Source organism: Vibrio sp. QJM3NY_39 (assembly GCF_057785895.1).
On record NZ_CM173506.1, the window covers coordinates 931,874 to 948,389 of the forward strand.

Annotated in this window: 12 protein-coding genes; 6 read left to right on the forward strand and 6 right to left on the reverse strand. The window is 42.1% G+C overall.

Features of this window, described 5'->3' with window-relative positions; all coding sequences use genetic code 11:
• The first annotated feature begins 95 nt into the window (after positions 1 to 95).
• Positions 96 to 644, forward strand: coding sequence for a carboxymuconolactone decarboxylase family protein (locus AC3CHU_RS20040; RefSeq protein WP_488526304.1), 549 nt, complete (start codon positions 96 to 98; stop codon positions 642 to 644).
• Between the two features lie 94 nt (positions 645 to 738).
• Here the strand turns inward: AC3CHU_RS20040 and AC3CHU_RS20045 are convergent, their stop codons facing one another.
• From AC3CHU_RS20045 to AC3CHU_RS20060, 4 genes are all read right to left on the reverse strand, one after another.
• The gene (locus tag AC3CHU_RS20045) at positions 739 to 1,914 is read right to left on the reverse strand and encodes a MalY/PatB family protein (RefSeq protein WP_488526305.1); all 1,176 of its coding nucleotides are present in this window, start codon (positions 1,912 to 1,914) and stop codon (positions 739 to 741) included.
• A gap of 12 nt (positions 1,915 to 1,926) precedes the next feature.
• Positions 1,927 to 3,390, reverse strand: coding sequence for a Na+/H+ antiporter NhaC (gene nhaC / locus AC3CHU_RS20050; protein WP_146455544.1), 1,464 nt, complete (start codon positions 3,388 to 3,390; stop codon positions 1,927 to 1,929).
• A 145-nt stretch (positions 3,391 to 3,535) separates the two neighbouring features.
• On the reverse strand, positions 3,536 to 4,540 hold the full coding sequence (locus tag AC3CHU_RS20055; RefSeq protein WP_488526306.1) for a LacI family DNA-binding transcriptional regulator: 1,005 nt from the start codon (positions 4,538 to 4,540) through the stop codon (positions 3,536 to 3,538).
• Positions 4,541 to 4,659: 119 nt separating this feature from the next.
• Positions 4,660 to 6,087, reverse strand: a complete 1,428-nt coding sequence (locus AC3CHU_RS20060; protein ID WP_488526307.1) for an aminotransferase-like domain-containing protein — start codon at positions 6,085 to 6,087, stop codon at positions 4,660 to 4,662.
• Positions 6,088 to 6,211: 124 nt separating this feature from the next.
• Between AC3CHU_RS20060 and AC3CHU_RS20065 the strand changes: the two genes are divergently transcribed.
• Positions 6,212 to 7,111, forward strand: a complete 900-nt coding sequence (locus AC3CHU_RS20065; RefSeq protein ID WP_488526308.1) for a DMT family transporter — start codon at positions 6,212 to 6,214, stop codon at positions 7,109 to 7,111.
• Between the two features lie 107 nt (positions 7,112 to 7,218).
• Here the strand turns inward: AC3CHU_RS20065 and AC3CHU_RS20070 are convergent, their stop codons facing one another.
• Together AC3CHU_RS20070 and AC3CHU_RS20075 are read right to left on the reverse strand one after the other, a co-directional pair.
• Positions 7,219 to 8,994, reverse strand: coding sequence for an EAL domain-containing protein (locus tag AC3CHU_RS20070; protein WP_488526309.1), 1,776 nt, complete (start codon positions 8,992 to 8,994; stop codon positions 7,219 to 7,221).
• Positions 8,995 to 9,011: 17 nt separating this feature from the next.
• Positions 9,012 to 12,572 carry an ATP-binding protein gene (locus tag AC3CHU_RS20075; RefSeq protein ID WP_488526310.1) on the reverse strand — a complete coding sequence of 1,187 codons (3,561 nt, stop codon included), beginning with the start codon at positions 12,570 to 12,572 and terminating at the stop codon, positions 9,012 to 9,014.
• Between the two features lie 588 nt (positions 12,573 to 13,160).
• Here AC3CHU_RS20075 and AC3CHU_RS20080 point away from each other — a divergent pair.
• The 4 genes from AC3CHU_RS20080 (at position 13,161) to AC3CHU_RS20095 (ending at position 16,425) form a co-directional block, all read left to right on the forward strand.
• Positions 13,161 to 13,427 (forward strand): hypothetical protein, encoded by a 267-nt coding sequence (locus AC3CHU_RS20080; RefSeq protein ID WP_488526311.1) that lies wholly within the window; start codon positions 13,161 to 13,163, stop codon positions 13,425 to 13,427.
• A 239-nt stretch (positions 13,428 to 13,666) separates the two neighbouring features.
• Entirely contained in the window at positions 13,667 to 13,945 is a 279-nt protein-coding gene (locus AC3CHU_RS20085) for a hypothetical protein (protein ID WP_488526312.1), read from the forward strand.
• Positions 13,946 to 14,480: 535 nt separating this feature from the next.
• Positions 14,481 to 14,687 carry a hypothetical protein gene (locus AC3CHU_RS20090; protein ID WP_488526313.1) on the forward strand — a complete coding sequence of 69 codons (207 nt, stop codon included), beginning with the start codon at positions 14,481 to 14,483 and terminating at the stop codon, positions 14,685 to 14,687.
• A gap of 115 nt (positions 14,688 to 14,802) precedes the next feature.
• Positions 14,803 to 16,425, forward strand: a complete 1,623-nt coding sequence (locus AC3CHU_RS20095; RefSeq protein WP_488526314.1) for a methyl-accepting chemotaxis protein — start codon at positions 14,803 to 14,805, stop codon at positions 16,423 to 16,425.
• Positions 16,426 to 16,516 lie beyond the last annotated feature (91 nt).

Genomic DNA, 16,516 nt, shown 5'->3' on the forward strand with positions numbered 1-16,516 from the left:
ATTTTGATCTATATTGTTTTCACGCCAACGGAGAACAGTCATATATCACTCCGATTGTGAATCAAATTAATATAAAGAATCGAAAGGAATAGAACATGAGCAACTTTAAAATTCACTCAGTAGAATCAGCACCTGAGCAAAGCAAACCCATTCTTGAAGGGGCTGTAAAACAGATGGGTCGAGTTCCTGGTCTTTTTGGGGTGATGGCTGAATCTCCAAACACACTTAAGGCTTACACTCAGCTTCACCAGGCGTTTAGTGACTCATCTTTCGATGCTGAAGAGCTAACGGTTGTTTGGCAAACCATTAACGTTGAACACGAATGCCACTACTGTGTTCCTGCACACACTGGCATTGCACATTCAATGAAGGTTGATCCTGCAATCACCGAAGCACTTCGTAACCGTACTGCACTGCCAACTGAAAAACTGCAAGCATTGCACGACTTCACGTTAAGCATGGTGCGTAATCGTGGCAATGTGCCAGCGGACGAAATGGAAGCCTTCTTTGCGGCGGGTTACGGTCAACAACAAGTGCTAGAAGTCATTCTAGGTTTGTCTCAGAAAGTGATTAGTAACTACGTAAACCGTGTTGCTGAAACGCCAGTAGACAAGGTGTTCGAACAGTTTGCTTGGCAAGGTTAATTCCCATTGAACTAAGTAAAGAGTAAGAATAATCAAAGCCCCACTCGGTTGAGTGGGGCTTTGTTGTATTGGTTGGGTTACGTTTTCTAATTACTTATTTATCTGCACCTAATGCCGCTTTGAGTCGCACCAAAGCGTCTGATAATACTTTTTCAGGACACCCTAGATTCAAGCGAATAAACCCTGAACCTTCCTCGCCAAAGGCACAACCCATGCTCGGTACAATGCCGGCTGCAATGAGTTTACGTTCTAGCTCTGCATCGCTCAGTTTCATTGCACGGCAATCTAGCCAAGCAAGATACGTCGCTTCGGGCTTTGTGAAACGAATATGAGGCAATTCTGCTTTTATGAATCCGTTCAGCGTTTCTATATTGTCTTGTAGATAGTGTTTTAAGTCCATCAACCAAGTTTCACACTCTTGATACGCTGTGGTCGCCGCTGACATTGATAGGCTGTTGAAGCAATCCATGCCATGAGCATCCAAACGACGAACAAACTGATCCTTCAACTGCAAATTAGGGATGATAAAGTTCGAAATTCGCAATGACGACAAACCAAAGGTTTTACTGGCCGCTGTTGCGACAATAAGTTTGTCGGTTAGTGAACTTGGCAATTTCAAAGTGGAGTGAAATACATTGGGTGCTAGTGTTAAATCGCTCCAAATCTCATCACTGATCAGCCATACATCATGTTTTTTACAAAGCTCAGCAACTTGCGTTATCTCTTGCTCATTCCAGGTTCTTCCTGTCGGATTATGAGGATTACAGAAGATCAAAGCCTTTGCGCCACTGGCGAAACAATCTTCCAAATGTGCAAAATCAAGCTGGTAGTGACCATCAGATTCAATCAATGGGTTGTTTAGAACTCGACGATCATTGAGTTCGATGATCTTACGAAATGAACCGTAGCCTGGGCTTTGAATGACTATCTGATCATTCACTTGTGTGAGCATTTGTAATGCCATAGCGATACCGGGCAATACACCATGTATTGTCGTGATCCATTCTTTTTCGATCTCAGTGTTATGTTGGCTTTTGAACCAATCAATCACAGCTCGGTAATAGTCATCCTGACGTTCTGAGTAACCAAAAATACCATGCGAGATATCTTGCGATAAACGGTTGAGCACTTGCTGAGGTGCTTGGAAGTCGTAGTCAGAGACCCACATTGGCAGCAAGTCAGATCCTTCCAACCCTAGTTTCTGCTCCATAAAGTCCCACTTTACCGACCCTGTGTTTCGGCGGTTAATCGTATTGTCGAAAGAATTCATAAGATGTGAGCCTTACTTAGTGCTGTGAGCTAGAGATGTTTCTACTGAGTCTTCTAACTGTTCAGGCTTTGCGCGTGCAATGCCAAACCCAGTGAAGCCATAAATCAGAGCGAAAATGACGCCGGTGTAACATTGGATAGCCCAAGGCAGGTAGTCTAATGTCGCGACACCTAGCGTGCTTGCCATGTAAATACCTGCGGCTGTCCAAGGTACTAGTGGCTCGATAATCGTGCCCGCATCTTCGATGGTTCTTGATAGGTTCTTCGTATCTAGCCCCATTTTACGGTAAGCGTTTTGAAATAACTCGCCTGGGATAAGAAGTGCTAGTTTGCCGTCAGATGTGGTGAATACCACTGTAATTGTTGCGATCACAGTCGATGCGATAAGTTGTCCTGTCGAGTGAATCATGTGTAAGAAGCGACCTAGAACCACATTCAAGGCGCCAGTTAGACTTAAAACGCCTGCAAATGAAAACGCACAGAAAACCAATAGGATAGTGCTCATCATTGAGAACAGACCACCACGGTTTAGTAGCTTCGATACGTCAGGAATTAACCCATTAATCGCCGTGCCGTTCGCTTCAAATAATGAAACGTTAAAGCCGTCGACGTAAGCTTGGAAACCTTGTTGTAGAGAGAAACCTTGAAGAACCATACCTAGTACAATTGCTAGGGCGGAAGCGCCTAACATCAGTGGCAGAACAGGCTTTTTGGTTAACGCGCCCCAAAGAATCATAACTGGCGGAATGATAAGGAAGATGCTGAAGTTATAAAGGCTATCTAGCCCCGCAAGGATTTGCGTTACTTTTTCCGGTTGACCAATGTTTGCGACATCAGCGCTTTGTCCTGCAAAGAAGAAGACAACAGAAGCAATAACAAAGCCTGGTAGCGTCGTGTAAAGCATGTGCTGAATATGTTCGTATAGTGTGGTGCCCGAGACAACAGGCGCAAAGTTTGTTGAGTCAGAAAGAGGGGAGATTTTGTCGCCAAAATATGCACCGGATACAACAGCACCCGCTGCGGCTGCAAGTGATACATCCAAGCCTGCAGCAACCCCCATAAGTGCCACACCAACCGTCCCCGCAGAGCCCCAAGAAGTACCCGTACATACCGATACAATCGAAGTCACAAAGAAGGCGGCGATGAGTATGTATTCAGCACTGATGACTTTAAGCCCCCAGTAAACCATGTATGGGATGGTGCCGCTGATCATCCAGCTAGCAATCAGACCGCCCACTGAAACTAAAATCAAGATGACAGGCATCGCTTTGGCAAGCTTCTCAACAATTGAGTTGATGATGTCATCCCAGTTGTAGCCCATCTTCCAGGCAATACATGCTGTGAACGTTGCAGAAATAAGTAGCAGAACTTCAATTCGAAGTCCTAAAATACCGTAGCCAATAGCGAGCAGTGCAAACATAACGGCTATGGGTGCCAGTGCTAATCCGAACGATGGTAGAGGCTTTGAGTTATTCATATTAGTTGTCCTCAGGTTAATGTAGGGTTTGTTCGGAATGGATAATAAGCGCGCTCTGAAATCGAAAGTGGGACTTCAACACTGTTTTTATGTAAGCGGTTACATGAGGTGCATACATGAGATTTTAGTCACATTTTGGCTGATTTTAGTTCTTGATTGGCGTAACTGTCTGTCTTTCGACTAAGGTTGCTTCGAATTTATGTTGTTTCGGTGGGGCGTATCCAGCTGCCTTCAATTTGATGGCGAGGTTAGCTGCGTAGGTCGACATTTCATCAATGGGGTTGTGCATTGTGCTTAATCGAGGGTAGAGATAGCGAGCGAGCAAAACGTCATCAAAGCCGATCACTGAGATATCATTTGGTACAGAGATGCCTTGATCATGCAGGCTAGTCATTAAGCCTGCAGCCATTACGTCATTAAAGGTGACAGCGGCTGTAACCTCTGGGCATTGGCTTACCAATATATCACCGGCGGCTTCACCACCAGACTCGCTGAAGCTTTGGCTGATGACCCAGTTAGGTTGTACTTCGATGTTAGCTGCTTTCATTGCGTCTTTGTAGCCTTCTAACCGATCGGTTCTGTCTTGGATGGGAAGATCACTGGAGACGTAAGCTATTTTTCTGTGTCCAAGCTTAATAAGGTGTTGCACCGATACCTGAGTGCCTAGTCTATTGTCTACCCATACTGAGCGATTGGATACTTGAGCGATGGTGCGGTTGAGCAATACCATGGCGGGCAACTGAGCTGTGTAACGTAATAGCGTAGCGTCATCGAGCATTTTAGAGTGAACGACCATCGCTTCACAGCCTTGGCTGATTAAGAAATCGAGCCCTTCTTTTTCGCGTTGTGCATTGTGCCCACCGCTCACCACCACGAGCTGGTATCCATTGGTTCTTGCTACTTCCTCGACACTCTTTGCGACGAGCGCAAAAAATGGGTCGGCGAGGTTACCTGTCAGTAATCCAAGCGTGTTACTGCTTCTACTTGCTAAGGCGGTTGCACGCGCATCTTTGTGGTAGTTGAGCTCTTTTACTGCTCGTTCTACGCGTTCTAAGGTTATAGGTTCGACATAGCAGGTACGATTTAATACTCGAGAAACCGTTGCTGTCGAAACCCCTGCAAGTGCTGCTACATCTTTTATTGTTGCCACGTATAATTCTGCCAAGCATAGAAAGGCTGCGAGTGTAGCGAATTTCTACTGTTTAATATGTTAGTAAGGTCAAAGCTTCTGAAAGCCGATCAGAGAATATTTGTTGAATATGCGAGTATTTAGCGTGCATGTTTAGCAATTAATTTCGCCAGCGTCACTATCCCTTCTTTCCAATCTTTACTCTCTTCAATGTTAGCCACAGTAAAGCGCAAACAGTGCTTGAATTGATCGTGGGTACCAAAAACGGTGCCGGGTAAGATCCCTAGTTTATCTTTCAAGCAATCTTGATAAACGGCATAACTGTCGACCGATTCCGGCAGTGTTATCCAGTTTAAAAAAGAGCCTTCTGGCTTCGATAAATGATAACGCCCTTTCATATGAGGATAGCTGTTCAATGCTTGTATTAACAAGCTTTGAAACTGCTTTTGATTGGTTTGATAGAGTCGTTTCATTTTGGACAGGTGACTGCGGTATTTGCCTGTGGTGAGAAACTGTCCGACCGCCGATTGCATGAGATTGGAACTGCCCATGTTGTCGCAAAGTAGATATTTTTCGACTTGAGCTTGGTAACGTCCCGAGAGTAACCAACCAATGCGTAGGCGAGAGTCTAAGGTTTTGGATAGAGAGTTCACGTAGATAACTCTATCTTGGTCATCAAGTTCTTTTAGGCTAGCAATTGGTGTATCAAACGCCAGACTGCCGAACACATCATCTTCGATAATCGGCAAAGATCCGGTTATCTCCAACAGCGCTTTTCGATTTGCCAAAGGCATACGAGAGCCCGTTGGGTTGGTAAAGTTTGGTGTTAGCAGTAGCGTTTTTACTTCCCATTTATCCAATGCAGTTTGTAGTGATGGGATGTCAATGCCATGGCTAACACTGCTTGGTATTTCAAGGGCTTGTAACCCCAGAGATTCGAGCAAAAGTAGATTGCCGAAGTAACATGGCGACTCGACCGTCACGATGTCACCGGGCTTAGTGAGCGCACGTAATGCCAAACTGATCGCCTGTTGAGCACCATGAGTAATCGCAATCTCTTTCGATCCCGCAGGTACGCCTAGATCATGGGTGATCTTTAACAATTGCTTTACTAATTGCTCATCGCCGGGAGGTAATTGGTAATAACCGGGCAATTGAGTTTGTAATCGACTGTGGCGGCCAATCTCGGCATACAAGCTACGAATCGCAGGGTTGTTTATGTTCGGGTGCGCGGAGCCTGCCAATAGCTTCAAGCGACCTTTCGGACGAGAGAGTACAGATTTGGTGACCGACAAGAGGTCAACTTTTTGAGGTTGGCTGGGCGCATCCCAACTTGTGGTGTTCGGGGCTTTGACGCGATAACCCGATTTGGGAACTGAATACACCCAGCCCGTGGCTTCCAATTCTTGATAGGCTCGAATCACGGTGTTTTTGCTCACGCCAAGCTGTTCACTCAACTGGCGGATCGAGGGAAGGCGGTCATCTGGATGAAAAAGCCCTTTATCAATCTGAGTCTTAATATGTTGTTCGGTGGCGAGATATTTATTGCCGATGAGTTCTGCTTCCACGTTATTCTCCCTCGTTGCTTACACTCAATCTGTAACCATTTAAAGTGTTATATCTGTATCTTTATTAGTTATCTGTACCCAACTAAGGTAACAGCACTGATGAAGAGTTGACCAGAGGTTTGTAATGCTGATTAAAATGATTCCGTTTGTGTTTGTAATATTGTGGTCGTCAGGCTTTGTTGGCGCACGTCTTGGTGTGGAATACGCCGAACCCGCGACGTTACTTTCACTTAGGATGGTGGCCAACGTGGCGCTGTTCTTGGTTTTGATTGCAATCCTTAAGCGTCAAATTCCTCGTGGTCGAGCATTCTTCCATGCTTGTGTAGTAGGCATCTTGATTCACGGCTTTTATCTTGGTGGCACTTATCTAGCGATCGATTGGGGGATGCCTGCGGGGTTAAGTTCGCTGTTGGTGGGTCTACAACCTATCCTTACCGCGCTGATTATGGTCAGTTGTACTTCACAGCGCTTTAACTTCGCGCAATGGCTTGGCTTAGTGCTCGGTTTTGCGGGGATTAGCTTAGTGTTGATGGGCAATATTCAATGGCAGTCAGATGACCAAAAAGGCATGGCTACGTTGTTGTGTCTAGTGTCACTGGTCGGTATTACCTGCGGCACTTTGTACCAGAAACGTTTTTGTCAGGGCGCTGATATGGTAGGTGGCGCGATGGTGCAATATTTGGCTTCAGCTGCGCTGTTTCTGCCTTTTGCAATGCGTTACGAAACCATGCAGGTGAATTGGACGGTAGAATTTACGTTAACGCTAATCTGGCTGGTGGTTGTGTTGTCTTGTATCGCAATACTGTTGCTGTTGTACATGGTAGAGCATGGAGCATCTTCAAGTGTGGCATCGGTGTTTTATTTAGTACCACCAACGACGGCAATTCAAGCTTGGCTTATCTTCGGTGAATCGTTCGACATCTATGGTGCTATGGGCTTCGCGTTGTCAGCCGCCGCGGTTTATTTGGTGGTGAAAAAGCCTAATATCTTAAGAGCTCATCGTTTAAGTGCAAGTTCGACCTAAGTTGTGAATTTTAGGAAGGTGTCAAATAATAAAACGCCCGATATGAGAATGCAGGGCGTTTTAGCGTTGTGCTAGAAATTTTATAGGTTAGAAGTGACTTACATTTATTAAATTTGTAAGGATTTACTGTACTTCGATAAATCAATCAGAGACTTAGCATTTAGCTTTTGAAGCAAGCGGCTTTTATAGGTACTCACCGTTTTTTGACTTATATTGAGTTGATTCGCGATGGCTTTGTTACCAACGCCATCGAGTAGTTTTCTTAGCACTTCACGTTCCCTTACGGAGAGCGAGTCCAATGGTGTGGGTGTCGTGTTGATTAAAGGTGTTTCATCCGTATCTTGCCCCCCGTAATAGATGATTTTTTCTATCATTTCGTTGAGTTCGAGACTTTTGGTTATGTATGTCGCACCTAGCCCTTGGCATAAGGAATCATACAGTGGATTGTCCTCCCCTGAGATGAAGATAACTCTTCCTATAAACTCGGTTTGGCGAATCTTTTCGACTAGATGAAAGCCACTTTCATCGGTTAAGTTCACATCGACAATCAGCAGGTTGTAAACATTGTCCCGCATATAATCTAACGCTAGTTGAGGAGTGGTAACACAATGTGCATTTTCGACACTTTGTTGTTCGAGCAGTGCATTCTTTAGAGCAACGCCAATTATGGGTTGATCATCAATCACAAGAACATTGAGTTTTTTAATTTCTGTTGCGGTTTTTTGTTCAACAAGCGATTGCTGAAGATCGTGAATCGACATAGGTTGACCCGTAAAATAACCTTGGCACTCATCCGCACCCATGTTTTTGATATATTGCCAAGTATCAGCATCTTCTATCCCTTCGACAACCACATTTAAATGCAACGCTTTTGCCGTGCCGATGCAGAGCTTGACGATAGACGCATTTTGGTAATCTTGAATCACATTGCGAACAAAGCTGCGATCTATTTTCAGAATATCAAAAGGTATCTGCGTGATTTTCTCCAGTGATGAATAGCCTGTGCCAAAGTCATCGATGGCGAGCTTAACTCCAAGCAATTTAAGTCGGGCTAAATTGATGAGGGAATTAGTATCCGAAGAATAGATATGACTTTCTGTAAGCTCTAGAACAAGGTTGTTGTAGTTGAACCCTTCACGTTCACAAGTCTCAATAATTTCATTACAGATATCACTACACTCAAGGTCTCGTTGAGTGAAGTTGATCGATAGCTTGATCGGCGTTGTTAAGTTTAAACTTTGAATTGCTCGGATAGACTTGTTGAGCACAGTACAAAACAACAAATTGTAGTGTTCAGACTTGGTGATGTATGACAAAAAGTGGTTCGGCGTTAACACCCCAAGCTCTGGATGATCCCACCTAACAAGCGCTTCTACACCGACAATTTTGTCTGATTGAAAGTCCACTTGTGGCTGATAATAATAGAAGATTTCATCATTTTCTATCGCAGATACCACTTCAGATTCAGTAAAGGTTAAGTGTGGTTTGTTGTGCTCTAGGTGTTGTGCGGTTTGCGGCGTGCTCGAAGACACAATTTTTGAGATGCAGCCGTGTGTAAAGGGTTTTTTTAAACTGTGCACACTTTTGAATCTTAGGGTTTTACAAGCTAGGTAAGTGAGCTTAATCACGCTCGTTTCACTCGAGCTTAATATAGTGATAGTGGCTGAGCGTTGGTATTTAGATATTTCACGAAGTAGTAAGATCCCATCAGAATCTGGCAACTGTATATCACAAAAGATATGGCTATACTTCTCACTAGTGCAGAAATCAAGAGCACTCTGACTCGTATGAGCTATCGTGATTTGAGCAATACCTAGGTCATTCAAGAGCAACTTTAATGAGATGGCTTGAATACGATCATCTTCGATTATTAGAATTTTCATTGGGCGTATCACTTAAACTAAGGGATTGCTTCGTCTGCAATCTTTATTATTTTTATTAACTCATTACAGAGTCGTTCGTTGTAAACAGGGTTGTGATATTCAAAGCTTTCCATTTCTTCCGTCAACTCTACGATATGTTGGATCTTTAGAAGTTGAGCTGCTCCTTTCACTTTATGGGCAATTTTTTTATAGTGGTTAGGGTTATTAGACAAATCTTCGATATCTGATGAGAATGATTCGCTAATCACCTGTAATAATTCTTTTTGGTTTGTTTTTTTTATGTGGCTAATCCACTCAGAATGTTCTGAGCTTGATTCGTTTATCGCTTTGGCCTTTTGTTCCTCTTGGTTCAACGGTACGTAACGTCGTAATACATCAATCAGATCTTTCAACTCATAAGGTTTGTAAAGTACGTCACTCATACCAACATCTAAGCATTCAGCATGTGTCGTTTTAGGGTCATCAGCAGTACAGCTAATGATAGGTATGTCTGCATTATTCTGACTATTACGAACCCGTTGTGTGAGTTCAAAACCATCCATAAATGGCATGTGATTGTCTGTGATAATCAGATCATATTTCGTTGGGTCTTGCTCAAAGAGAGCAATGGCTTCTTGGCCATTAGATGCAATAGAGCAGTCGACCCCAATCTCCTCAAGTTGTTGCTTAATAATCTGTTGGTTAATTTTATTGTCTTCTGCAACCAAAATATGAGCTAAAAAATGTACTAGGTTGGACCCAACCATAGGGGGAGCTTGCGTAACGGAAAATACATATGTGTATATTTCACTCGGAAATTTTTCATAGATCTCATCGAGAAGAGGGGCGTTAAATGGTTGGCTTCCTTCGTTGTATATACCCCATTTATCCAACCAAGAATTGATGATCGATGAGGTTGAATCAAATTGTGCTAATGGCATGTCTGGCTTTAAACTAACATCGTGCAATGGTATTGATACGGTTATGCTAGTACCGAAGTCGATTTCGGATGTGATATCTATGCTGCCTTTAAATTGTTTGATAATGGTATCTACAATTGTCATACCGAGCCCAGTACCTCCGAACTGACGTGATGTGCTGTTATCTGCCTGTACAAAAGGTTCAAATACGGTATCCATTTGCTCTGAGGTCATTCCAATGCCCGTGTCTTGTACTTGGAAGTGGAGAGCGCTCTGTTTTATAGAAACGGTAATAGTGACCGCGCCATATTCGGTAAATTTGATTGCATTAGAGAGCAAATTTGATATGACTTGTTGGATCTTATCCATATCAGTCGAAACTAAGATAAGAGGGGTTGGCTCCCAATACACTTTGAAATCGATCCCCTTTCCAAAGGCATGAGATTGGTGAGATTTTAATATCGTGTCTATCCCAACCAAAATGTTGGTTTGTTCTATTATTATGTTGTTTTCTCCTACCTCCATCTTAGAGAAATCAAGAATATCGCTAACATGACTATTTAGGATATACGCCGACTTACGAATGCTATCGATGAACATGTTCTGTTCTTTGTTGTTATTTTTCCGCTCTAGCAGCTCTAGAAACCCAACGATGCCGTTGATTGGGGTGCGCAACTCATGAGTGATGACAGCCAAGAATCGCGTTCGGGTATCAATGGCTTTGTTTGCAATCTTATTTGCCTTCACTAACTCTTTCTTGTGGTTGTGTGCTTTTGTTGTGTCATCTAAAACTAAAATCTGGAATTTCTTACCTGTTCTTGGGTTCTCTACGTGGTGCAAGTATCGTTTAAAGTAACTTTTTTTGTTCGCGCAGTAAGTTTCATCAAATTCATCATTGTGCAATAGAGGATCGGCTAGCACACACAAGTTGTTTTCATTCCAGCACTTAGTGCAATTATGGAAATATTTTCGATATGCCTTATTAGTGAATACTTGGTTGTGCCTATCGTCTACTACTGAGACTAAGACAGGAAGATCATCAAGCAGTGTTGCAAACCAAAGTGCTTCTTCAGACGCTTTTTTCTTCTCACTGTATTGTTCTTGTAAGCTCTTTTGTAGGCGATTTCGACGTAGAAAATGGAATAGAAAAAGCGCTAAGATAATGAGTAGTGACGTGCCACTAATGATCATCAAGGTCCTCTTGTTATAGCCGTAGTTGATGACCCCGAGGTTGTATCGGTTTTTAAATTGCTCGATATGGAGATTTGTCATTGGGTATAGCATTCGATTGATGAGATCCATGGCTGAGATGTGTTGCTTTCTCAGCACCATACCTACTGGAACGCTATAGAAATTCTCAGTTTCTGCTAGTGGAATTTTTCCACTATAGCGAGCGAGAAAATCGTAACCAATGACATCTTTGTTTAAGAAAGCACGACCGATATCACCTTTAATCAATGCCTTAAAAAGTTCATTTGATTGGGTGTAAAATGTTAGCGAAAGTTCGTCACCAAATTTGCTATGGATGTAAGTATTGAAAGCTTCTGCTCGTGATAGAACACCAACATACGGGCTGTCGTTCTTGCCCATTAATACCAAGAACTGTGCATCGGTATAAGGTTGAGATTGAATGATGCTATCATCGAATACCTTTGGATCATCAAGATTTGCGTAGGGGATTAAATCAATTTTATCTTCCTTGAAAAGGTCCAGAGCTTCTTCACCATGACTTTCAACATATTGAAAGTTAAGGCTAGTCCTCAATGAAATCTGTCTCAATATGTCGATAACATAGCCACTTGGCTTTTTCGTTTCTTTATCAATAAAAAGAGCAGGGAACATATCCCGTGTAATCGTATACCTGAGAGTGTTGCTACCCGATTGTTCAGATATCTGTCTAATATTAGCTTGTGTTGCATGAAAATACTTATTATTGGAGTTTATTCCGCCATTGTTATTTATATGTGTAATAGCTTTGTTAATAACGCTCTCTAAAATAGGTTCTTTATTTGAAATTATTATTCTATTCTCTTCAATATAAATATCATCAAATAGTTTTATTTGACCTGTTTCGTAGGTATTGAAGCTATAGTTGATCAGAGATGCATAGTTACTGGCAATGCCGTCGACAATACCCTCTCGAACTAATTCAATACTGGCCAAAAAGTCGAGAGCGGGCACAATCGTGTCGTATCGTTCTTGTAAATAATCGCAATATGAGGAACCCTGAACGCACGTCCAGGTCATATCACTGGGTTTTTCTTCAATGTTCTCAGGGACATCAACCCAGTAGGCCATAACTTCTTTATAGATGATCTTAGAGAAAATAACGTTTTGAGGACGATAGCGACTATCACTATAACCTATCGATATATCTGAATCTCCAGAGCTGATGTCGTCGATCACTCCGGATATGTGTGGGAAGATTTTGGATTCTATGGGTATATTCAAGATATCACTGATTTGGTTGGTGATATCTTGGTGTATTCCCTTTATAACGCCGCCTTCGAATTGTGAGTAGGGCGGGTAGTACATATCGAAGCTAGCGACCACTAAATGATTTTTATTTTTTAAGTACTGTTTTTCTTGTTCAGTTAACCTTAAAGACTCAATAGCTTTAACTTGTAATGATAATAATGATAATAATATAAAAATAAAAAAGTTATTCAAGTTTTTCATATGAGCCTTGTCCCTTTAGATAAGGGATGCTTCACTTTCAATTAAATAGTAACGTTGTATTTATTATAATGTAAATGTTATATTCATTTACATTATAATTAAGAACGTAACTTTACCAATTTTATCATCTTAATCGCTATCAATAAAAATAGCATGTAAGAATTGTCCTACATACTCCATCTTGTTGACCTAATTAGAATTATATTTAAATTCTTAAATTTACTGTTTAGCATTACATTGCCTAAATTTATATATAGGTAAATATGTATAAGCTACAACAAGCCCTCTGGCTATTTGAAAGGTCATTAAAATTATGAAAAGAACAATTGGAGCGGCAATGCTAATTATGGCAGGTTTCAGTTTGAACCCGGCTACTGCAGCGCTTGCTAACGATGTCAATATTGATGTATCGCCTCTGAATCCTAATGGTGGAGCACTTACTAAGTCGAAGTTAAGAACACATCTTTTCAGGCGATAGATATGACAAACTCTGTTCTCGAGTTTGTCCTACCCCATGCGACAACTGATATTCAGTTTTCTTCTCAAGGTTTATCTTAACCAAACCAAAATATTGAACATGAGACAATAATGGATGGTGTTCTACATAAAGTTACATTCTCGTTCGATGACGGCGCTTGGGTAAAAGATGAGCTACTTTCTGATACTGCGTTTTTCCTTTCGTTTGGGGACTACGGTGAATTGTCCTATCTCGTTTCTTTTGAAAGCTCCATTAAGTTTAATGGGGAGGGAGATACCTCCAACCCCTCAGTTCAGCTTTCTATCCTTTCTCCTTTTGAAGGTCAGCGTTTGGCGACAAACCAAGTTACTGAAATTCAAGCATCAGTTGAGGGGTAAGCGGCATCCAAGCTTGGTTTTTGATAGTAGCGACCAGCAGATCGAGCAGAAAACTGTAACGGTGAATGTTGATTCTGACCAAGATTTATAAGTACCAGAAGTAAGTTTTATTATCTTGGAAGAGGGGGCAACGTTTTAGAAAACAAAGACAATTTTTATTTCTGTCGATGCTTTTGATGTAGATGAAGATCTATCTTTGGTGATAATTAAATCTGACAATGCACTGGTGTGTGAATTTGATGCAACTAAAGTCGACCCATTTAGTTGTGATTGGCAATCTGACTGGTGCAAGTGATGAGAGAGTTTGGATCTTGATGGGGTCAGAGCGAAGTCGTGAAGCAATTGCCAGCGGGCTTATTGAAGTGATGTCTCAGCCGTACCTAGTTTATAAGAAAAACCTGGGCCAAGATGAGATTGTAGGTGAATGTTTAGCGACGGATTGGCAAGGTGATTGTGATATTTCTAAGTACCAGTTAGCCAGTTATGTGAGCATTGATGGTGCTGACTTCGATTATTAGACAGCAGCACGCTTAACTGAAAAACAAAACGCGAACTAGAAGATATAACCAATCGAATTCGTGACAAGATTGGACTAAGCAAGACCTTTTCATTAACCACTTACCATGTAGGTGCTGACTCTGTTGAGTGTACAAACCCAAGCGTATACGAAAACTGTTCGTTCATTGAGCCAGATTGCTCTGCTTACCACGGAGAAGTAATATCACTGCTTCTGAATACTTGAGATACGATCGACTTCTATAATGTGATGGTTATATGACGCAGGTGAAAACTTTAAGTATGACGTCGCAATGGAGAGCTTCGCTGATCACGAACAAGATCCAGCGAAGATCGTTTAGGTACAACCATTAACAGTCCGTGGGTACCTAGTGGCCGTTTCATAGAAACTTACGAAAACAATATTGAGCGTGCTCGTTGGCAGAAAGCAAATGGATACGGTGGCTTTTTCATTTGGACTCTAGCTTCAAACAATCAAGGTTAGACGCTCCAAGAGCAATTGGACTACTTCAATGACATGATTGAACGAAACTAAGCATGGAAGAAATAATCCAGCATTCTAATCAAATGGGTCATTTGGCTTACTTTGCTGATTCCCGTCAACAACCCTTTGATAGAGAAAGCCCCATCCTAAAAGAGGCTCAATTGAGCCTCTTTTTTATTATGCATATATGTTTCTATCTCTTATGTGGCAAGGTTCTGAGTATTATGCGTGTCGGAAAAATCCTACAAGAAAAATTGTAAGTAAATGGTTAATTTGGCGTGACGTTATGTCGCACAGAATTGTCAATACTGATTGGAAGCATGTTGGCTACGACTAATGTCACTGATATTCGGTTTTTATTTTAGGGAAGTATCCATGCAAAAGTTGTTCAACAACCTTACTATTAAGCAGCTCATTTTGTTACTTACGATATGTTCGCTTGCGACTGTGTCATTATCTATAGGCTACTCAGCAAAAAAATTAAGCGATGTTAGTCGTTCGTCGACAGTGGAAGTCGACGAGGCGGTTGATGTAGTTTTGAATGTACTTAATGATGAGATCCTTCCATTTTGGGGAATAAGGTTAGACTTTACACGTTCAATCTATTCAGAAGAATGGAGAGAAATTTATCCAGAAGAGCTCGAGAATTGGTATCGCAACTATCAGCGTCTATTTGATTCGGTCGGTCGAGATAACTTTACTCAGTCTTATCTTCAAGATATCGACAGTTACTATGACCACCATAAGCAAGCGGCGGAGATGTTTAATGATTTTGACAAAGGTTTCATATCTTTGGAAGATCGAGATAAGTACATTAGTAAAGGGCGCGATTTAAGTACATCTATCCGAGAGAGTCTTGAGGGCAATGCCAAAGATTTTGGCACGCGTGCGGTTGCGGAAATTATAGAAGCTGAAACTGAAATACACGAAGCCATTTATATGTTGGTTGGTATCTTGTTAATCGTAGTTTTCGCTTCTTTGATTGCAGGCTTCTTATTATCTAATTCAATTTCTCAGAAGATTCACCGCGTATGTAGCGCGCTAGAAGACTTATCTCATCAAAAGCTCACGACAAGACTACCTGAAATCGAAGGTAAAAATGAAGCAAACATACTCGCCAAGTACTACAACCGTTCGGCTGATAATCTTGGCGAAGTTATCAATGACCTGACCAATATCGCAGAAAGTGTAGCTGCATCTTCTGTGGAATTGAGTGCTGTGATGACTCAATCCTCAGCCAATGCGCAAGAAGAGAGCCATCAAGTTACTCAGATTGCGACAGCAATTAATCAGATGTCGATGACGGCGAAAGAGGTTAGCCAAAATGCTAGCCATGCCGAGCAGCAGGCGGGCAACGCGACAGATTCCGTAACTAATGGCCATGTGGCTGTGGATGCCTTGGAAGAGATCTCTAGTCAGATATCTGAATCTGTCAATAGTACCGCAGAGGCTCTTGAAGAACTAAAGACATACTCACTTGATATCAACTCTGTGATTGACGTCATTAGCAGCGTGTCTGAGCAAACTAATTTACTTGCACTGAACGCAGCAATTGAGGCAGCACGTGCTGGCGAGCAAGGTCGAGGCTTTGCTGTTGTTGCCGATGAAGTTCGAAACCTAGCAGGAAAAACGCAACAATCGACGGAGAGCATTCGTACTTTAATCGAAAGGCTGCAAGAGAAGTCAGAGGCGACCAATATCGAGATGTCGAGTAACATTGAGTTAGTGACACAATCGAGAGATGCAGTTGAATCGGTAGCGAAAGCATTCTCTTCCATTATCGAATCGGTTAACTCAATCTCTGAAGTGAATATCCTTGTCGCTACAGCTTCAGAAGAGCAGTCCGCCGTTAGTAGCGATATCTCCAAGAACGTAGAAGTGGTGTCGGATGTGGTTAGCCAGAATGTTGCGGGAATTGCACAAAGCTCGGTCGCAACCGAGGAGCTTGCGAGGTTAGCGGAAGAGCAACAGCGCAGGCTTAAAGAGTTTGTTGTTTAATCTACAGATTAAGTGTGTTGATAACTCGTAAACCCGAGTGTCAAATACAAAAAAGAGCCTGACGATGCAGGCTCTTTTCTTGTAAATCTTC